The organism is Streptomyces shenzhenensis (assembly GCF_003688995.1).
Taxonomy (GTDB): domain Bacteria; phylum Actinomycetota; class Actinomycetes; order Streptomycetales; family Streptomycetaceae; genus Streptomyces; species Streptomyces shenzhenensis_A.
This window is the reverse complement of record NZ_PENI01000024.1, coordinates 1-18,435: the sequence shown is the minus strand read 5'-3', so window position 1 is coordinate 18,435 and position 18,435 is coordinate 1. Positions and strand designations below refer to the sequence as shown.

The 18,435-nt window shown below is 71.3% G+C and carries 17 protein-coding genes and 1 rRNA gene; 3 read left to right on the top strand and 15 right to left on the bottom strand.

Annotated features, from left to right (window positions below; genetic code table 11):
• Positions 1–131 precede the first annotated feature (131 nt).
• The 6 genes from hemB to CTZ28_RS30550 all read right to left on the bottom strand — a co-directional run bounded on the left by hemB (position 132) and on the right by CTZ28_RS30550 (position 7,442).
• On the bottom strand, positions 132–1,124 hold the full coding sequence (gene hemB, locus CTZ28_RS30580; RefSeq protein WP_121892961.1) for a porphobilinogen synthase: 993 nt from the start codon (positions 1,122–1,124) through the stop codon (positions 132–134).
• 509 nt (positions 1,125–1,633) lie between these two features.
• Positions 1,634–3,340, bottom strand: a complete 1,707-nt coding sequence (locus tag CTZ28_RS30570; protein ID WP_121892960.1) for a bifunctional uroporphyrinogen-III C-methyltransferase/uroporphyrinogen-III synthase — start codon at positions 3,338–3,340, stop codon at positions 1,634–1,636.
• The gene (hemC, locus tag CTZ28_RS30565; RefSeq protein ID WP_121892959.1) at positions 3,337–4,335 is read right to left on the bottom strand and encodes a hydroxymethylbilane synthase; all 999 of its coding nucleotides are present in this window, start codon (positions 4,333–4,335) and stop codon (positions 3,337–3,339) included. The genes CTZ28_RS30570 and hemC overlap by 4 nt, the downstream gene beginning before the upstream one ends.
• Complete coding sequence (locus CTZ28_RS30560; RefSeq protein ID WP_121892958.1) at positions 4,332–6,122, bottom strand: glutamyl-tRNA reductase; 1,791 nt, start codon at positions 6,120–6,122, stop codon at positions 4,332–4,334. The genes hemC and CTZ28_RS30560 overlap by 4 nt, the downstream gene beginning before the upstream one ends.
• Complete coding sequence (locus tag CTZ28_RS30555; protein WP_121892957.1) at positions 6,119–6,880, bottom strand: redox-sensing transcriptional repressor Rex; 762 nt, start codon at positions 6,878–6,880, stop codon at positions 6,119–6,121. The genes CTZ28_RS30560 and CTZ28_RS30555 overlap by 4 nt, the downstream gene beginning before the upstream one ends.
• A 280-nt stretch (positions 6,881–7,160) precedes the next feature.
• A complete protein-coding gene (locus CTZ28_RS30550; protein ID WP_121892956.1) occupies positions 7,161–7,442 on the bottom strand; it encodes a glutaredoxin family protein in 282 nt (93 codons plus the stop codon).
• Between the two features lie 129 nt (positions 7,443–7,571).
• Here CTZ28_RS30550 and CTZ28_RS30545 point away from each other — a divergent pair, with 129 nt between their 5' ends.
• The 3 genes from CTZ28_RS30545 to CTZ28_RS30535 all read left to right on the top strand — a co-directional run bounded on the left by CTZ28_RS30545 (position 7,572) and on the right by CTZ28_RS30535 (position 11,127).
• A complete protein-coding gene (locus CTZ28_RS30545; RefSeq protein ID WP_121892955.1) occupies positions 7,572–8,510 on the top strand; it encodes an HAD family hydrolase in 939 nt (312 codons plus the stop codon).
• A gap of 311 nt (positions 8,511–8,821) precedes the next feature.
• The gene (locus CTZ28_RS30540; RefSeq protein WP_121892954.1) at positions 8,822–9,655 is read left to right on the top strand and encodes an ECF subfamily RNA polymerase sigma factor, BldN family; all 834 of its coding nucleotides are present in this window, start codon (positions 8,822–8,824) and stop codon (positions 9,653–9,655) included.
• Between the two features lie 248 nt (positions 9,656–9,903).
• Positions 9,904–11,127, top strand: a complete 1,224-nt coding sequence (locus CTZ28_RS30535) for a DUF5667 domain-containing protein (protein ID WP_121892953.1) — start codon at positions 9,904–9,906, stop codon at positions 11,125–11,127.
• Positions 11,128–11,362: 235 nt separating this feature from the next.
• On the opposite strand, the gene CTZ28_RS30530 is transcribed toward CTZ28_RS30535, so the two are convergent.
• From CTZ28_RS30530 to rrf, 9 genes are all read right to left on the bottom strand, one after another.
• Entirely contained in the window at positions 11,363–12,403 is a 1,041-nt protein-coding gene (locus tag CTZ28_RS30530; RefSeq protein ID WP_121892952.1) for a lysophospholipid acyltransferase family protein, read from the bottom strand.
• 14 nt (positions 12,404–12,417) lie between these two features.
• Positions 12,418–13,479, bottom strand: coding sequence for an NAD-dependent epimerase/dehydratase family protein (locus tag CTZ28_RS30525; protein ID WP_121892951.1), 1,062 nt, complete (start codon positions 13,477–13,479; stop codon positions 12,418–12,420).
• Positions 13,480–13,659: 180 nt separating this feature from the next.
• A complete protein-coding gene (locus CTZ28_RS30520; RefSeq protein ID WP_003948845.1) occupies positions 13,660–13,758 on the bottom strand; it encodes a 30S ribosomal protein bS22 in 99 nt (32 codons plus the stop codon).
• A 132-nt stretch (positions 13,759–13,890) separates the two neighbouring features.
• Positions 13,891–14,100: a helix-turn-helix domain-containing protein gene (locus tag CTZ28_RS30515; protein WP_067299677.1), complete on the bottom strand. Its 210-nt coding sequence runs from the start codon at positions 14,098–14,100 to the stop codon at positions 13,891–13,893.
• Between the two features lie 129 nt (positions 14,101–14,229).
• On the bottom strand, positions 14,230–15,045 hold the full coding sequence (locus CTZ28_RS30510; RefSeq protein WP_121892949.1) for a phosphatase: 816 nt from the start codon (positions 15,043–15,045) through the stop codon (positions 14,230–14,232).
• A 96-nt stretch (positions 15,046–15,141) separates the two neighbouring features.
• A complete protein-coding gene (locus CTZ28_RS30505; protein WP_121892948.1) occupies positions 15,142–16,314 on the bottom strand; it encodes an acetoin utilization protein AcuC in 1,173 nt (390 codons plus the stop codon).
• On the bottom strand, positions 16,265–17,491 hold the full coding sequence (locus tag CTZ28_RS30500) for an MFS transporter (protein WP_121892947.1): 1,227 nt from the start codon (positions 17,489–17,491) through the stop codon (positions 16,265–16,267). Before CTZ28_RS30500 ends, CTZ28_RS30505 begins: the two co-directional genes overlap by 50 nt.
• A gap of 113 nt (positions 17,492–17,604) precedes the next feature.
• Complete coding sequence (locus CTZ28_RS30495; RefSeq protein ID WP_121892946.1) at positions 17,605–18,249, bottom strand: HAD family hydrolase; 645 nt, start codon at positions 18,247–18,249, stop codon at positions 17,605–17,607.
• 61 nt (positions 18,250–18,310) lie between these two features.
• Positions 18,311–18,427: ribosomal RNA gene (rrf, locus tag CTZ28_RS30490) — 5S ribosomal RNA — on the bottom strand.
• Positions 18,428–18,435: the final 8 nt, after the last annotated feature.

The following is an 18,435-nucleotide window of genomic DNA, read 5'->3' as shown; positions in this document are numbered from 1 at the left end:
CGGCCCCCGGACGTTTCGGTCACCGAGTTCGTTTCGTGGCCGAACCGCAGGCACACCGATACCGCTCCGCCGCCCGTTCGGTACCGGAACGACTTCGAACCGTGTCCGGCCGACCCCGGAGGGCGAGGTCGTCAGCGCAGTCGCCGGGCCACTTCGGTGGCCCAGTAGGTGAGGATGTTGCGTGCCCCGGCCCGCTTGATGCCGGTCAGCGTCTCGATGATCGCCCGGTCCCGGTCGACCCAGCCCTTCTCCGCGGCGGCCTCGACCATCGAGTACTCGCCGGAGATCTGGTAGGCGGCGACGGGCACGTCCACCGCGTCGGCGACGCGGGCCAGGATGTCGAGGTAGGGCCCGGCCGGCTTCACCATCACCATGTCGGCGCCCTCCTCCAGGTCGAGCGCCAACTCCCTGAGCGACTCGCGCCAGTTGGCGGGGTCCTGCTGGTACGTCTTGCGGTCGCCCTTGAGCGAGGAGGCTACGGCCTCCCGGAACGGCCCGTAGAAGGCGGACGAGTACTTGGCGGTGTAGGCGAGGATCGCCACGTCCTGCCGCCCGATCTCGTCCAGCGCGTCCCGGACGACGCCGATCTGCCCGTCCATCATCCCGCTGGGCCCGACCACATGGGCACCGGCGTCGGCCTGCACCTGGGCCATCTCGGCGTACCGCTCCAGGGTGGCGTCGTTGTCGACGCGCCCCTGCTCGTCGAGCACACCGCAGTGCCCGTGATCGGTGGTCTCGTCCAGGCACAGGTCGGACATGACGAGCAGCTCGTCACCGACCTCGGCCCGCACGTCGCGGATCGCGACCTGGAGGATCCCGTCCGGGTCGGTCCCCGGAGTACCGACGGCGTCCTTCTTGGCCTCCTCGGGCACCCCGAACAGCATGATCCCGGAGATCCCCGCCTCGACCGCCTCCGCGGCGGCCTTCTTCAGGCTGTCACGGGTGTGCTGCACGACACCCGGCATGGCGGTGATCGGCACGGGCTCGCGCACGCCCTCCCGCACGAACGCGGGCAGGATGAAGTCCGCAGGGTGCAGCCGGGTCTCGGCGACCATGCGGCGCATGGCGGGGGTGGTGCGCAGCCGACGGGGACGCGTACCGGGAAAGGAACCGTACTTCGTCATGCCGTCAACGCTACGCCCGCCCCGACCCCCCTCTTGCCGACGCCCAGTCGGCCCCCGGCCCGGCGAAGACGACGAACGCAAGCCAGTGCACGTCCCCGCAGGAGTGGGTTGGCCGGTCACCGACGCAACGAAGACCGCCGGCAGAGCCACGGCCCACTCCGGACGCCCACCGCAAAGGCCCCCGGCCCGGTGGACGACGGCGGCCCGACGGGCGCAAGCCGGTACTCGACCCCACAAGAGCGGATGAGCCGGCCGGCAGAGCCACGGCTCGCTCCCCGAGGCTCGAAGTCCAATCCCGCCCACGCCGACCTGAACGGCACCTGGCCAGCCGGTCGATACGGCGAGGAACAGGTCATCTCGGTGCAAGGGGCGGCGCCTTCCCGCCCCGGGGACCCCGGCCGCTGCTCTCCCCCGCACCGCGGAGATCGTGCCGTTCCGCAGAAACGGTTCGCCGTACCGGATCGGAGCCAGTCCGATGCCGTACGGCGAACCGTGTCAGGGTCGGGCCGTCAGCCGGAGTTGCGCCGCCTGCGTGCCCCGGGCCGCCGCTCGCTGGGCCGCGTCACCGGATCCCCCGCCTCCAGTGCCGCGGTCCGCCGCTTCGTGCCGAAGTCGGCCAGCGCCTCCGCCAGCCGGTGCACGGACGGCTCCGGAGCCATCACGTCCACCCGCAGCCCGTGCTCCTCCGCGGTCTTCGCCGTGGCGGGGCCGATACACGCGATCACGGTCACGTTGTGCGGCTTGCCGGCGATGCCCACCAGGTTCCGCACGGTCGAGGACGACGTGAAGAGCACGGCGTCGAAGCCACCGCCCTTGATCGCCTCCCGGGTCTCCGCCGGCGGCGGCGAGGCCCGCACGGTCCGGTAGGCCGTGACGTCGTCGACCTCCCAGCCCAGCTCGATCAGCCCGGCGACCAGCGTCTCGGTCGCGATGTCGGCCCGCGGCAGGAAGACGCGGTCGATCGGGTCGAACACCGGGTCGTACGGCGGCCAGTCCTCCAGGAGACCCGCGGCCGACTGCTCCCCGCTCGGCACCAGGTCCGGCTTCACGCCGAAGGCGATCAGCGCGTTCGCGGTCTGCTCCCCCACCGCGGCGACCTTGATCCCCGCGAAGGCCCGCGCGTCGAGCCCGTACTCCTCGAACTTCTCCCGCACCGCCTTCACGGCGTTGACGGAGGTGAAGGCGATCCACTCGTACCGCCCGGTCACCAGGCCCTTCACGGCCCGCTCCATCTGCTGGGGCGTCCGCGGCGGCTCGACGGCGATCGTCGGCACCTCGTGCGGCACGGCCCCGTAGGACCGCAGTTGGTCGGAGAGCGACGCCGCCTGCTCCTTCGTACGCGGCACGAGGACCCGCCAGCCGAACAGCGGCTTGGACTCGAACCACGACAACTGGTCGCGCTGGGCGGCGGCGGAACGCTCACCGACCACGGCTATCACCGGGCGCCCGCCCTCCGGGGACGGCAGCACCTTCGCCTGCTTCAGGGTCTGCGCGATGGTCCCGAGGGTGGCGGTCCAGGTGCGCTGCCGGGTCGTCGTACCGGCGACGGTCACCGTCATCGGGGTGTCCGGCTTGCGGCCCGCGGCGACCAGCTCACCGGCCGCAGCGGCGACCGAGTCCAGCGTGGTCGACACGACAGCCGTGCCGTCCGACGCGCCCACCTCGGTCCAGCACCGGTCCGAGGCGGTGCGGGCGTCCACGAACCGGACGTCGGCGCCCTGCGCGTCCCGCAGCGGAACCCCCGCGTACGCGGGCACGCCGACCGCGGTCGCGACGCCGGGTACCACCTCGAAGGGCACCCCGGCGGCGGCGCACGCCAGCATCTCCTCGGCGGCGTACGTGTCGAGCCCGGGATCCCCGGACACCGCACGGACGACCCGCCTGCCGCCCCGTGCGGCCTCCATGACAAGATGAGCGGCATCCCTCGTCGGCGGGATGCCGGCGGTTGTTGACACACCGTCAATAACCGCTCGTTGAGACGTGCCCGGGGCCGGCTGCGTATCAGTGGAGGAATCCACTTCGACGCGCAGAACGGAGACGCCCTGTCTGGCATGACCGCGGACCACGTCCAGCACATCGTGCTCGACGACGAGGACGTCCGCGTTCGCCAGCGCCTCCACGGCGCGCAGAGTCAGCAGTCCCGGATCACCGGGTCCGGCACCCAGGAAGGTGACGTGACCGTGTTCAAGGCCGGCGGGAAGGGTGGTGGGGCTCAATGTGCTCGCTCCCCCATCAGACCGGCCGCGCCCTGGGCAAGCATCTCGGCGGCGAGTTCGCGGCCGAGCGTCTTTGCCTGGTCGTCCGTGTCGGGCACGGGACCGGTGGTGGACATCTGCACCGTACGGGTGCCGTCGGTCGTGCCGACGACGGCCCGCAGGCGCATTTCCTTGACAATCTGCCCGTCGGCATGGGGGTCCCCCCGCTCGAGCGGAGCCGAGCGTGGGGAAAGGTCGGCCAGTGCGCCCACAGGGGCGCTGCAGCCGGCCTCCAGGGCCGCGAGCAGTGAGCGCTCGGCGGTGACGGCGGCCCGCGTGAACGGGTCGTCGAGCTCGCCGAGCACGGCGATCAGATCCGCGTTGTCCGCGGCACACTCGATCGCCAGGGCCCCCTGGCCGGGGGCGGGCAAAACCGTGTCGACCGACAGGAAGTCGGTCACCTCGTCGAGGCGGCCGAGGCGGCTCAGGCCGGCGGCGGCCAGCACCACCGCGTCCAGTTCGCCGTCGCGGACGTACCCGATGCGGGTGTCGACGTTGCCGCGTATCGCGACCGTCGCTATGTCCAGCCCATGGCCGCGCGCATACGCGTTCAGCTGGGCCATGCGGCGCGGCGAACCGGTGCCGATGCGCGCCCCGCGGGGCAGGTCGGTGAACTTCAGCGCGTCCCGGGCGACGAGCACGTCACGCGGATCCTCGCGCTCGGGCACGGCGGCCAGCACCAGCTCGTCGGGCTGCGTCGTCGGCAAGTCCTTGAGCGAGTGCACGGCGAGGTCCACCTCGCCCTGGTGCAGCGCCTCGCGCAGTGCGGCCACGAACACGCCGGTGCCGCCGATCTGCGCGAGATGCTCGCGGGAGGTGTCGCCGTACGTGGTGATCTCGACCAGTTCCACGGGCCGTCCGGTCACCCGGCTCACGGCGTCCGCCACCAGCCCGGACTGGGCCATGGCGAGTCTGCTCCGCCTGGTCCCGAGCCGCAGCGCCGTTCTCTTGCTCATGCTGGCCCTCGGTCCTTCTCGTCTGTGCTGTCCTCGGCCCGGGAGACGGAGGCCACCGTCTCGGGGTCGAGGTCGAACAGGGTCCGCAGCGCGTCCGCGTACCCGGTGCCGCCGGGCTCGGCCGCGAGCTGCTTGACCCGCACGGTCGGCGCGTGCAGCAGCTTGTCGACCACACGGTGCACGGCCTGCCTGATCTCGCCGCGCTGGCGCTCGTCCAGGCCGGGCAGCCGTCCGTCGAGCCGGGCGATCTCACCCGCGACGACGTCTGCGGCCATGGTGCGCAGGGCGACCACGGTGGGCGTGATGTGCGCCGCCCGCTGCGCCGCCCCGAAGGCGGCGACCTCGTCGGAAACGATACGCCTGACCTGGTCGACGTCGGCCGCCATCGGGGCGTCCGCGGACGCCTCGGCCAGCGACTCGATGTCCACCAGCCGCACCCCGGCCAGCCGGTGCACGGCCGCGTCGATGTCGCGGGGCATGGCGAGGTCGAGGAGGAAGAGGGCGGGCGCCGGGCGCGGGGCCTCGGCGACCGGTTCGGGCCTGCGGCGCTCGGGGACGCGACCGGCCACCGCGACGGTGGCGGCCAGCGCGGCGATGGCGTCGGCGTCGCCGGCCGGGTCGGTCCCGGTGCCCGGCCCGGGCTGGGCGCGCACGGCGACGTCGCCCTTGTCGGCCCAGACCGCGTGCTGCTCCAGCTCGGCGGCGGCCATGCCGGCCACGGCCGCCTCGCCCAGCACGGAGAAGGCGGTGGCGCCCGGCACGACGGAGAGGTCGAGCGGGCAGTTCTCCTCGCGCTCGTCGCCGGCCGGTCCGGCGTACCCCGCCGCGTCGCGCGGGGCGGGGGCACGGTCCCGGGCGCCGTGGTGCGGCCCGGCCGGAGTGGTCCGGACGGCTTCGGCGGCCGGGGCGCCCGTGCGGCCGTCGGTGCCGACGGCAGGCCTGCCCGTGCGGCCCTCGACGCCCGCGGCGATCGTCTCCGCCGTCAGGACGAGTCCGGTCGCGCCGGTGCAGGAGACGGCGACGTCGGCACGTGTCAGCTCGGCCGGCACCGCGTCCATCGCCACCGCGCGGGCCACGACACCCGTGTTGCCGGCCGCGGCGAGGATCTGCGCGAGGCGCTCGGCGCGCTCGACGGTCCGGTTGGCGACGACGACCTCGGCGACACCGGCGCGCGCGAGCGTGGCCGCGGCCAGCGAGGACATCGAGCCGGCGCCGATGACCAGCGCCTTCTTGCCGCGCGCCCAGGACTGCACGGCCTCGCCCGCGGCCAGCTGCTCCAGGCCGAAGCTGACCAGGGACTGCCCCGCGCGGTCGATACCGGTCTCGGAGTGGGCGCGCTTGCCGACCCTGAGAGCCTGCTGGAACAGGTCGTTCAGCAGACGGCCTGCGGTGTGCAGCTCCTGCGCCCTGGCCAGGGAGTCCTTGATCTGGCCGAGGATCTGGCCCTCGCCGACGACCATCGAGTCCAGTCCGCAGGCCACCGCGAAGAGGTGGTGCACGGCCCGGTCCTCGTAATGCACGTAGAGGTGGGGGGTCAGCTCGTCCAGGCCCACCCCGCTGTGCTGGGCGAGCAGCGTGGACAGCTCGGCGACGCCCGCGTGGAACTTGTCCACGTCCGCGTACAGCTCGATGCGGTTGCAGGTGGCGAGCACCGCCGCCTCGGCGGCCGGTTCGGCGGCGACCGTGTCCTGCAACAGCTTGACCTGGGCGTCCGCGCTGAGCGCGGCCCGTTCCAGGACACTGACCGGGGAGCTGCGGTGGCTCAGTCCGACGACGAGGAGACTCATGCCGGCATCACGGCGGGTACGTCCCCGTCGGGCCCCTGGTCGGTGGACTCCCTGCGGGTGACGGCGGCCGGCCCGGCGCCGTCGGGAGTGGCCTCCTCGCCGGCCTTGCGCTGCTCGTGGAAGGCGAGGATCTGCAGCTCGATGGAGAGGTCGACCTTGCGCACGTCGACGCCGTCCGGGACGGACAGCACGGTCGGCGCGAAGTTCAGGATGGAGGTGACGCCGGCGGCGACCAGGCGGTCGCAGACCTGCTGGGCGGCGCCCGCGGGGGTGGCGATCACGCCGATCGACACGCCGTTGTCCTCGATGATCTGCTCGAGGTCGTCGGTGTGCTGGACGGGGATGCCCGCGACCGGCTTGCCCGCCATCGCCGGGTCGGCGTCGATGAGCGCGGCGACCCGGAAGCCACGCGAGGCGAACCCGCCGTAATTGGCCAGCGCCGCGCCCAGATTTCCGATACCGACGATCACAACCGGCCAGTCCTGGGTCAGACCGAGTTCGCGGGAGATCTGGTAGACGAGATACTCGACGTCGTAGCCCACGCCCCGGGTCCCGTAGGAGCCGAGGTAGGAGAAGTCCTTGCGCAGCTTCGCGGAGTTGACCCCCGCGGCGGCGGCCAGTTCCTCGGAGGAGACCGTGGGTACCGAACGCTCGGACAGCGCCGTCAGGGCGCGGAGATACAGCGGAAGCCTGGCGACGGTGGCCTCGGGAATCCCTCGGCTACGGGTCGCCGGTCGGTGAGTTCGGCCAGTTGCCACAGTGCTCCTGCGGGTAGAGCGGGGCTGCGGGCGGTCATACGTCCCCGGACCGCCCCGTCGACAGCAGGCTATGTCTTTGTGAACGCGTGCACAAAGATGGTGTCCGATTTGTCCGGCCAACGTGACCGGGGTCACGCGCCCCCGGCGCGGCCGTACGGAACCGGCACACCTGCGACGACGCTCCTTTTCCGATGGGGGCAAAATCGAACACTCTCCTCATTGAATCCCGCCCCCGAGACCAAACGCGCTCGATCCTAGGCGACTTTCCCGGCCACTTGGACTAGCCGGTCAGCTCCTTCCGCAGCCGGTCCTCGTTCACCCGCCAGAAGGTGTGCTGTTCACCGTCGACGAGCACGACCGGGATCTGCTCCCAGTACTGGTCGTACAGGCGTGCGTCCTCGGTGATGTCCTGCGGTTCCCAGGGCACCCCGAGCTCGCCGCACACCCGTTCCACCACGGCCTGCGCGTCATCGCACAGATGACACCCGGGCTTGCGGATCAGAGTGACGCGCCGGTCCTGGGCCGGCGGCTTCCTGCGGAAGAGGGGACTCATAACCGCCATTCTCGCGCGCTCACGGTCACATCGGGACCAGCTCTCGACTCGGTTCTTTAACGACTCGGTCGTGGAGAGTTCACACCGTCCAAACCTCTCGACTCCGGAAGCACCGAACAAACTGGCTATGCTCACGCCATGGCCGCTCTCGGATGGCTCACTCCCCGTAGGCGCTCCGCCACGGCGCGGAGCGTGTTGGCAGGCGAGGCCTCGGCGGAGGCAGCGCGCAAGTCCTCGCAGGACACCCAGGACGTCCAGGACACCTCGGACGCCACCGCGCAGGAACCCGAGTTCCCGGTGCTCGGCGACGACAAGGCCGCGGCCTTCTTCGACCTGGACAACACCGTGATGCAGGGCGCCGCGCTGTTCCACTTCGGCCGTGGCCTGTACAAGCGGAAGTTCTTCGAGACCCGCGACCTCGCCAAGTTCGCCTGGCAGCAGGCGTGGTTCCGGCTGGCCGGCGTCGAGGACCCCGAGCACATGCAGGACGCCCGCGACTCAGCGCTGTCGATCGTCAAGGGCCACCGCGTCGCCGAGCTGCAGTCGATCGGCGAGGAGATCTACGACGAGTACATGGCCGAGCGCATCTGGCCGGGCACCCGGGCACTGGCCCAGGCCCACCTGGACGCGGGCCAGAAGGTGTGGCTGGTCACGGCCGCCCCGGTGGAGATCGCCACGGTCATCGCCCGCCGGCTCGGCCTGACCGGCGCGCTCGGCACGGTCGCCGAGTCCGTCGACGGGATCTACACCGGCCGGCTGGTCGGCGAGCCGCTGCACGGCCCGGCCAAGGCGGAGGCGGTCCGCGCGCTGGCGGCGGCGGAGGGCCTGGACCTGGCCCGGTGCGCCGCCTACAGCGACTCGCACAACGACATCCCGATGCTGTCCCTGGTCGGCCACCCCTACGCGATCAACCCGGACACCAAGCTGCGCAAGCACGCCCGCGAGAAGGACTGGCGGCTGCGCGACTACCGCACGGGCCGCAAGGCGGCGAAGGTCGGCATCCCCGCGGCGGCGGGCGTGGGCGCGGTGGCGGGCGGCACGGCCGCGGCGATCGCGCTGCACCGGCGCCGCCGGTGACGGCCGACACCGGCGCGCCGCACCGCCGGCGGGCGCCGGGCCCCGGCGCCCGCATGATCCCGCACGCCGACCAACACACCCCCACTCCGCCGAAACGTGCACGTTTCTGATCAACAAGCGGTCACTCTTCGACACTTGATGCGGCGTCAATCGGTTACGGAAGCGACGTAATCGATGATTTGAGCAACTGGGCGTAGCAGCACCTACACGAAGCGTTATTCTCCTCAGACGCAAACCGGTACCCCTCCGTCGCCACGACGGGTGAACGGTCCCGCACTGCACGTGATGGAAGCTCTGCCTCTGGGAGTCCCGTGTACCCACACGTCGGGGTTGACGCCTCGGGCCTGGCTACGCTGCGCACAACGGTCGCAACGGCCCACGAACTGTTGCGCGGCCACGTCCCCACCGCGTACGCCGCCCCCGCCTTCGCCACCGCCACCCCCGTGGGCCCGTGCTACGCACTTGCCGACGGCCTTGAGCAGGCGCCGGCGCGCAGCGCCGTCGTCGAGGGGCGGCGATCGGTCGACGGACGGCCTGCGGGCAGGCGGGGGCGCGCGTCCGGCGCGACCACCGCCCGCCGGCCGGCCGCGGACAGCGACAGCGCCCGGATGATGGACCTGGTCGAGCGCGCCCAGGCCGGTGAGGCCGAGGCCTTCGGCCGGCTCTACGACCAGTACAGCGACACCGTGTACCGGTACATCTACTACCGGGTCGGCGGGAAGGCGACCGCCGAGGACCTCACCAGTGAGACCTTTCTGCGGGCCCTGCGCCGCATCGGGACCTTCACCTGGCAGGGCCGCGACTTCGGCGCCTGGCTGGTCACCATCGCCCGCAACCTGGTCGCCGACCACTTCAAGTCCAGCCGCTTCAGGCTGGAGGTCACCACCGGCGAGATGCTCGACGCCAACGAGGTGGAACGCTCGCCCGAGGACTCCGTCCTGGAGTCCCTCTCCAACGCGGCCCTGCTGGACGCCGTACGACGGCTCAACCCGCAGCAGCAGGAGTGCGTGACGCTCCGCTTCCTGCAGGGCCTCTCCGTCGCGGAGACCGCCCGCGTGATGGGCAAGAACGAAGGCGCCATCAAGACCCTCCAGTACCGGGCGGTGCGCACCCTCGCCCGACTCCTGCCGGACGACGCACGCTGACGCCCGGCAGGGCACCACCACCCAGCGCAACATCCAACTCACGTTCCGTGAGAGCCCGTTGACTTTCCCAGCCGATCAACCGTCGTCCGTAACCCAAGTGCCGCGCCAGTCGTTGTGCGGAATGCAGGCTCCCTGTAGTCACGTCATGGCCGACCCTGATCACCTGATCGTGTGGAAGTGGTCATGGGCGTGCAACCCTCAGGACCCCCTGGGGAGTCCGACCGTCATGACGAGAGGAGGTGCCGCCAGTGATCGCGAACGTATCGGCGCACCGGCGGGCGAACGCCTTCGCCCAGGCCCTGGAGGAGCAGTCCGCCCGGGACACGGCGGCCGAGCAGTCCGAGGGACCGGCCCCGGCCGGCGAACGGGCGGAGCAGGGCGAGTTGTTGGCCCTCGCCACGGATCTCGGTGCACTGCCCAAGCCGCAGCTCGACCCGGAGGTCAAGGTCGTCCAGCGAGCCCAGCTCGTGGCCGCGATGGAGGCCATGCTGCAGGAGGGCGGCGCGACCGGGGCGACGGGCGAGCCTTCGGTGCCGGAGCAGCGGTCCTACCGGGCCAAGGGGGCGCACCGGGCGAGCCCGTTGGGCAAGTTGCGACCACGTACCCGGCTGACCAAGGGACTGGCGGCGGGCGGCCTCAGCGTCGGAGTCGCCGCCGGAGCCTTCGGGGGCGTCGCCGCCGCGAGTTCCGACGCCCTGCCCGGCGATTCGCTGTACGGCCTCAAGCGAGGCATCGAGGAGTTCAAGCTCAACTACCTGACCGACGGGGACGACGCGCGCGGCCAGACCTACCTCGACCAGGCCTCGACCCGGCTGAGCGAGGCCCGGCGGCTGATGGAGCGCGATCGCGGCGGCCAGCTCGACCATGAGTCGATCGGTGAGATCCGCCGCACCCTGTCGGGCATGCAGCACGACGTCACCGAGGGTCACCGCCTGCTGCACGAGGCGTACGAGCGCGATCCCGAGTCGCTCGGCCCCATCCAGGCGCTGTCCACGTTCTCGCACTCCCACCGCGAGGTGTGGGGCGCGCTGCGCGACCGGCTCCCGGTCCAGCTCGGTGACGTCAGCGACCAGGTCTCGTCGGTCTTCGACGCCATAGACGAAGAGGTCGCGCCGCTCCAGTCCCTGCTCCCGCGATCCCCCGCCCACACCGGCGAGGACACACGGCAGGACTCCGGCGCCCCGTCCGACGGGCCCTCCGGCACCCGCCACTCGCCGACGCCCAGCATCGGCGACGGCTCCCCTGCCGACCGCGGCTCCAGCAGCAGCCCGAGCGACTCGGCCACCGGCAGCGCGCACGACGGCCTGCTCGGGGGCAGCACGGGCGGACTGTTCGACCCGCCGAAGAGCAGCGGCAGCGCCGCCTCCCCGTCCACCAGCAGGACCCCCAGCAGCGAGCCGGACGTCACCCTCCCGCCGCTGCTGCCGGGCCTGCTGCCCGGCCTGGGCATCGACAGCGAGGACGTGAACTAGGGTCTTTCGTTTGGATCAGGCCGGATCAGGGAGCGGGGTCTGGTGCCGTGGATCGCAAGGCGGAGGAGGGCGGCAGGGCGGAGCCCTGACAACCGACGACAACGCCGCGAGGCGCGGTGCCAGGGCCCGCGAGCCCGGCATGATCCAAACGAGAGGCCCTAGCCGCACGCATACGACGGTGGGGCCCCTCCCGTGCGGGGCCCCACCGTCATGCGGCGGACTCCCCGTTCACCCTCTAGAAGAACACCGACCGGCGTTGCACCAGCAGCTTGTACAGCGTGTGCTGGATCTGTTCGCGTACCTGATCGGTCAGGTTGAACATCAGCATCGGGTCGTCCGCGGCCTCCGGCGGATAGCCGTCCGTCGGGATCGGCTCGCCGAACTGGATCGTCCACTTCGTCGGCAGCGGGATCGCGCCCAGCGGCCCCAGCCAGGGGAAGGTCGGCGTCAGCGGGAAGTACGGGAACCCCAGCAGCCGCGCCACGGTCTTCGCGTTGCCGATCATCGGGTAGATCTCCTCCGCCCCGACGATCGAGCAGGGGATGATCGGCACGCCCTTGCGCAGCGCCGTGGAGACGAAGCCGCCCCGCCCGAACCGCTGGAGCTTGTAGCGCTCGCTGAAGGGCTTGCCGATGCCCTTGAAGCCCTCCGGCATCACCCCGACCAGCTCACCCGCCGCGAGCAGCCGCTCGGCGTCCTCCGCGCAGGCCAGGGTGTGGCCCAGCTTGCGGGCGAGTTCGTTGACCACCGGCAGCACGAAGACCAGATCGGCCGCGAGCAGCCGCAGATGCCGCCCCGCCGGATGGTGGTCGTGCACGGCGACCTGCATCATCAGCCCGTCCAGCGGCAGCGTCCCGGAATGGTTGGCGACGATCAGCGCGCCGCCCTCGGCCGGGACGTTCTCGATGCCCTTCACGTCGACCCGGAAGTAGTTCTCGTACACCGGGCGCAGCACGGACATCAGTACCTGGTCGGTCAGCTCCTCGTCGTAGCCGAAGTCGTCGACCTCGTAGTCCCCGGTCAGCCGCCGGCGCAGAAAAGCCAGGCCGCTCGCGACCCGCTGCTCCAGACCGTGGTCCGGCTGCGGCGGCTGATCCTCTCCGGTCACGGGCACCTCGTCCTGCTCCGGGAACCGTCCCGGGAGGGGCTGGACCTCGCGCACCGCCGCGGGCTCGCCCGAGCGCCGGCTCGCCGCGCTCCGGCGCCGCGTGGACCGGGCCGCGGCGGAACCGCGGGACCGGTCGTCGTCGAACGGAATGACCTTGGCGTCCGCCATCGTTGCTGCGCTCCTCAATCGGCGCTCTGCGTCTGGGGGTGGCCGCTGCCCCGCAGGGACAGCGCGGCGATCCGGTCGATGGCCCCGGCCAGGGCCTCCGGCGGCAGCAGCCCGGGACCACGGCTGCGCGCGAAGTCCGCGAAGGTCTCCGCGGTCGTGTACTTCGGCTGGAAGCCGAGGGTCTCGCGCATCTGGTCCGTCGACACGACCCGGCCGTGGGTGAGCAACCGGATCTGCTCGGGTGAAAAGTCCGTCATACCCAGCGTACGCACCAGCGAGCCGGTCCAGGTGACCGCGGGCAGCAGCAGCGGCACCGTGGGCCGCCCGAGGCGCCTGGAGCACTGCGCGAGCAGCAGGACACCGTCGCCTGCGATGTTGAAGGTGCCGCTGTTGAGCGTGGACCGGGCCGGCTCGTGGGCGGCGATCCGCAGAACGTCGATCACATCGTCCTCGTGCACGAACTGCAGCCGCGGGTCGTAGCCGAACACGGTCGGCAGGACGGGCAGCGAGAAGTACGCGGCGAGGGGGGTGTCGGCGTTGGGCCCCAGGATGTTGGCGAACCGCAGGACGCACACGGCCACGTCGGGCCGCCGCCGCGCGAAGCCGCGCACGTACCCCTCGACCTCCACGGTGTCCTTGGCGAAGCCCCCGCTGGGCAGCGACTTGGGCGAGGTGGTCTCGGTGAACACGGCGGGGTCGCGGGACGCCGACCCGTACACGTTGGTGCTGGACTTGACGACCAGCCGCCGCACGGTCGGCGACTTCTGGCAGGCCCCGAGCAGCTGCATGGTGCCGATGACGTTGGTCTCCTTGACCGTGGCCCGGCTGCCGCTGCCCAGCGCCGTGCCGGTCACGTCCAGGTGCACGACGGTGTCGGCGGCCGTCTCGGCGAGGACGCGGGCGATGGTGGGCTGCCGGATGTCGGCCTGGATGAAGTCGGCCCCGCCGAGATGGTGCTCGGGCGGCACCGCGTCCACGCCGACGACCCGGTCCACCTGGGGGTCACGCTGGATCCGCCGCACGAAGCGGCCGCCCAGCTGCCGGGCCACGCCGGTCACGAGCACGACCTTCCCCAAGATCAGCGCCTTTCTTCCGTATGTCCCCGTCTTCGAGCCAACTTAGCGGGTCGACGTTGCGCCGTGCTGACCACCAGATGCCCGGGGCGCCGGAAATTCCCCGGTCGGAATACGCCTGTGGCCCCCCACCGCTCCGGGTGGGGGGCCACAGATGTAGCTCTCGCGGCTCGCGTCGAAGCCTTACTTCTTGTTGCGACGCTGAACGCGCGTGCGCTTGAGCAGCTTGCGGTGCTTCTTCTTGGCCATCCGCTTGCGCCGCTTCTTGATAACAGAGCCCACGACTACCCTCGCTCACTTCTCATCACTCGGTGCTGGGCGCCATGGGCCCATACGACCTACGAGGGGCTAGCCTACCCGCCTGAGGGCTGAGGTCGTAATCGAGGTGCTCCGGGCGGACGCCCGGAGCCGCCGTCAGGCCGTTTCGACCCCCACATAGCTCTCGCGGAGGTATTCGTGGACCGCTTGCTCCGGGACGCGGAAGGACCGCCCCACCCGGATCGCGGGCAGATGACCGCTGTGCACCAACCGGTACACGGTCATCTTCGACACTCGCATCACCGCGGCAACCTCCGCCACGGTAAGGAATACGACCTCGTTCAGAGGCCTCTCGCCAGCAGCCATGACACACCTGAACCTTCCGCACTCGACGGCCACCGGCTTCCCCTTCCGGTGACTCTTCGTCGTTGCGTGCTCACTCCCCAGACTAGATGCGGGTGATGCGAGTGGGGAAGAGGTGCACCCATCGGCGGCCTACTGTGACAGACACGCTCGATTGAGTACGTAGCGGGTGAGCGGGCGGTAGTAAGCAGACCGCACTCCGTCATCAAGTGGAACGACGACGGACACCCGCCCCTCGGCCTCGCCCACGAACGGCGCGGGGTCGTCGGTGTCCGCAAGCCCCATGGCCTCGAACCCCAGTTGACCTGCTCCGCAGACCCAGCCGTGGTCTCCGATCACCAGCCCGGGCAGCGGCCCGCCGGCCTCCGCCGCGGCGGCCAGCACGGTCCGAACCGGCAGCGGGGAGTGCGTATGTGCGCCGGGCTCACCACCGGGGCGTTCACCGGCGCCTTCCCGGACCAGCGCGACTCCCCGTACGTAATCAAGGTTGTGCGTACGTAGTCCGAACCGGGTCGTTATGTCGACACGGCGACCCTGCGCGGGGGTGAGGACGTCACATCCCGCCGCCGACAGAGCGTCCGCCAAGGCTGCGTAGAAGCCGAGCAGGCGGTGCGGGTGCCCGGTGCCGAACAGCACCGGGGTGCCGCACCGGGCCGCGGCCCCGATGCGCTCCGCGAAGGCGTCCAGCGCGGCGACGGTCAGCTCCGGGTCGATCACATCATGGCCGGAAGTGTGCCGGGGATCAGCCGAAACCCCGCATCTCCGCGCCATCAGCTCGATCAAGTCCCGTTGTTCCCACGGGAGTTCGGGATCGATCCCGATCAGTGCACGGGGATCGCGAGCGGCGAAGAGCCGGTAACTGCGCAGGCTCTCCTCCCGCGAGGTGGCCACCGGCCCGGCGATACGGGCGGCCAGCAGATGCGCGCGGAGCGCTCCGATGCTCAACACGCCACCGATCCTGGCCCACCACAGACCCCACCGCACCCAAAACCCCGCACCACCGCTCCAAAGGGGCGCGGGGGAACTGCACGACCGGCGGAGCGCTCACGCCAGCAGCCCGCGCAGCGGGAACACCGCCCGGCGGGTCGCCCGTACGGCCTGGTCCAGGCGGTCGGCCGGGTCGTACCCCGACTCCCAGTCGGCCCAGGACACGGGCCAGCGCCCGTCGGTCATCCGCACCGGCCCCAACTGCCGCGTACGGGCGTACACTTCCTGCCGCCACCCCTCGGGGATCACGGTCTCCGGCGCCACCGGCCGCCCCGCCGCGATCCCCACCAGATGCGTCCAGGAGCGCGGCACGACGTCCACCACCTCGTACCCGCCCCCGCCCAGCGCGATCCACCGGCCGCCCGCGTGCTCGTGCGCCAGGTCGTGGCAGGCCAGTTGCACCGCCCGCTGCGCGTCCAGCGAGACCGCCAGATGGGCCAGCGGGTCCTCGAAGTGCGTATCGGCCCCGTGCTGCGTCACCAGCACCTCGGGCCGGAAGTCGGCGACCAGCTCCGGCACCACGGCGTGGAACGCCCGCAGCCACCCCGCGTCCCCGGTACCGGCCGGCAGCGGCAGGTTCACCGCGGACCCCGCCGCCGACTCCGCCCCGGTCTCCTCCGGCCACCCGGTCTGTGGGAACAGCGTCCTGGGGTGTTCGTGCAGCGAGATCGTCAGGACCCGCGGATCCTCCCAGAACGCCGCCTGCACCCCGTCCCCGTGGTGCACGTCCACGTCCACGTACGCGACCCGCTCGGCGCCGAGTTCCAGCAGCCGCGCGATCGCCAGCGCGGCGTCGTTGTAGATGCAGAACCCCGACGCGGCCCCCGGCATCGCGTGGTGCAGCCCGCCCGTGAAGTTCACCGCGTGCAGCGCGTCCCCGTGCCACACCGCCTCCGCGGCCGCCACCGACTGGCCCGCGATCAGCGCGGACACCTCGTGCATCCCGGCGAACGCGGGATCGTCCACCGTCCCCAGGCCGTACGAGCCGTCCGCCGATCCGGGATCCGCCGAGGCCGCCTTCACGGCCTCGATGTAGTCCTCCCGGTGGACCAGCCGCAGTGTGGACCGACCGGCCGGCTTCGCCGCGACGATCTCCACCGCGCGATCGAGCCCCAGGGCCCCCACCAGCCTCCGGGTCAGCTCCAGCCGGACCGGGTCCATCGGATGGTCCGGGCCGAAGTCATAGCCCGTTACTGCCTCGTCCCACATCAGCTGTGCGCGACCGCTCATGCTCGCCACCGTATCGGTCAGGCCGAGCCTCGAAGGACCTGGCGTACACCAGTGTCACCAGCACCAACACCATCGGCACGAGCATCGCCCAGCGGTATCCCCAGGCGTCTCCGAGCACCCCCACCAACGGCGAACCGACCAGAAAACCCACGTAGTTGAAGACGTTGAGCCGGGCGATCGCCGCGTCCGAGGACCCCGGGAACAGCCGTCCCGCCGCCGCGAACGTCTGCGGCACCAGCACACACAGCCCGAGCCCCAGCAGGGTGAACCCGAGCATCCCGGCCCAGGCGCCCGGCGCAGCCGCCACCACCGCGAACCCGGCCGCCGCCGTCAGCGACCCCAGCCGTACGACCGCCACCGCCCCGAACCGCCGCACCCCGAAGTCCCCCACGGCCCGGCCCACCAGCGTCGTCACCATGTATACGTTGTACGGAACCGTCGCCAGCTGCTCCGAACTCCCCAGCACGTCCTTCAGATACTTCGCGCTCCAGTTGGAGACGGTCGAGTCCCCGATGTACGCGAAGGCCATCACCAGACACAGCGGAAGCAGCGCCCGGAAGACGACACCCCCGCCGTCCGCGCCGTCGTCCCCGCCCGTTCCGTCCGCCGCGGGCGCCGGTCTGCCGTCCACGTACCACCGGCTCGCCACCAGAACCGCCGGCAGCAGCACGGCCACCACCGGCAGATACGACACCCACAGCGCCAGCTTCCAGTGCGCGCCCGCCCAGGCCAGCGAGGCCCCCACGATCCCGCCCAGGCTGAACACGGCATGGAAGCTGAGCATGATGCTGCGCCCGTACGCCCGTTGCAGGCTCACCCCGAGCATGTTCATCGAGGCGTCCAGCGCCCCGACGGCCAGCCCGAACGCCGCGAGCGTCACCGCCAGCACGGCCAGGTCACCGCCGGCGCCGACACCGAGCAGCGCCAGCAGCACCGCGGGCTGGGACCAGCGCAGCACTCGGCTGGGCCGTATGCGCTTCACCACCTGCTCGGTGGTCACACTGCCGATCCCCGCGAGCACCGGTACGGCGGCCAGGAACAGGGGCAGCAGCGCGTCGGAGACGCCGTACCGGTCCTGGATGGCCGGAATGCGCGTCACGAGGAGGGCGAACGCGGCGCCCTGGGCGAAGAAACCGAACGCCAACGAGGCCCTGCCGCGCCGCAGCACATCAGTCATGGCGGCGAGCGTAGGGCCCCGGGCTACCCGTGGGTAGATCCAGCCAAAGATGAATTTCCCTCACCTTTTCTTCGGCGAGGACGACGCCCGCGACCCCGGCCGGATGCCCGGGTTCATATCAGCAGGTCGGTCAACTCCCGCATGTCGGAGAAGAGTTGTCCGGCGCCGGCCAGCTTCTCCGGTGGTGTCATGGCGGTGAACCCGTACACGTCCATCCCGGCGGCGACGGCCGCCCGCACACCCAGCGGACTGTCCTCCACGACGACACACCGCTCCGGAGCGACCCCCATCCGTTCGGCCGCGTACAGGAACAGATCCGGCGCCGGCTTCCCGCGCCCCACGTCCTGCGAGCTGAAGATCCTGGAGTCCTCGAACCAGCGGTCGAGCCCGGTCGTCCGATGCCCCACCCGGATCCGCTCATGGCTCCCGGAGGACGCCACGCAGTACGGCACCCCGTCCGCGGCCAGCTTCTCCAGCACCTCGACGGCCCCGCTCACCGGCTTCAACTCCCGCTCGAACGCGGCGAACACGCGCGCGTGGAAGACGTCGTCGAAGTCGTCCGGCAGCCGCTGTCCGGTCCGGTCCGCCACCAGATCGTGCACGCGATGCAGGGCGGCCCCCATGTAGTCACGCAGGGAGTCCTCGTAGGAGGTCGGATGGCCCAGTTCGGTGAGATAGGCGGCGAGCAGCCGGTTGGAGATGGGCTCGCTGTCCACGAGCACACCGTCGTTGTCGAAGACGACCAGGTCATAGCGCATGTTTCGACCCTAGACGCAGAAAACCCCGCATTCAAAGAATGCGGGGTTTCCCTCAATTTTTGTTCGGCGGTGTCCTACTCTCCCACAGGGTCCCCCCTGCAGTACCATCGGCGCTGTAAGGCTTAGCTTCCGGGTTCGGAATGTAACCGGGCGTTTCCCTCACGCTATGACCACCGAAACACTACG

Bases quoted from the DNA above. Each gene is read 5' to 3' on its own strand.
- CTZ28_RS30500 (WP_121892947.1), bottom strand. From the start codon at position 17,491: ATGACTGATGTGCTGCGGCGCGGCAGGGCCTCGTTGGCGTTCGGTTTC.
- CTZ28_RS30550 (WP_121892956.1), bottom strand. From the start codon at position 7,442: ATGGCGGTTATGAGTCCCCTCTTCCGCAGGAAGCCGCCGGCCCAGGAC.
- CTZ28_RS30560 (WP_121892958.1), bottom strand. From the start codon at position 6,122: ATGAGTCTCCTCGTCGTCGGACTGAGCCACCGCAGCTCCCCGGTCAGT.
- hemC (WP_121892959.1), bottom strand. From the start codon at position 4,335: ATGAGCAAGAGAACGGCGCTGCGGCTCGGGACCAGGCGGAGCAGACTC.
- CTZ28_RS30495 (WP_121892946.1), bottom strand. From the start codon at position 18,249: ATGCGCTATGACCTGGTCGTCTTCGACAACGACGGTGTGCTCGTGGAC.
- CTZ28_RS30515 (WP_067299677.1), bottom strand. From the start codon at position 14,100: ATGGCTGCTGGCGAGAGGCCTCTGAACGAGGTCGTATTCCTTACCGTG.
- CTZ28_RS30530 (WP_121892952.1), bottom strand. From the start codon at position 12,403: ATGGCGGACGCCAAGGTCATTCCGTTCGACGACGACCGGTCCCGCGGT.
- CTZ28_RS30545 (WP_121892955.1), top strand. From the start codon at position 7,572: ATGGCCGCTCTCGGATGGCTCACTCCCCGTAGGCGCTCCGCCACGGCG.
- CTZ28_RS30505 (WP_121892948.1), bottom strand. From the start codon at position 16,314: ATGAGCGGTCGCGCACAGCTGATGTGGGACGAGGCAGTAACGGGCTAT.
- hemB (WP_121892961.1), bottom strand. From the start codon at position 1,124: ATGACGAAGTACGGTTCCTTTCCCGGTACGCGTCCCCGTCGGCTGCGC.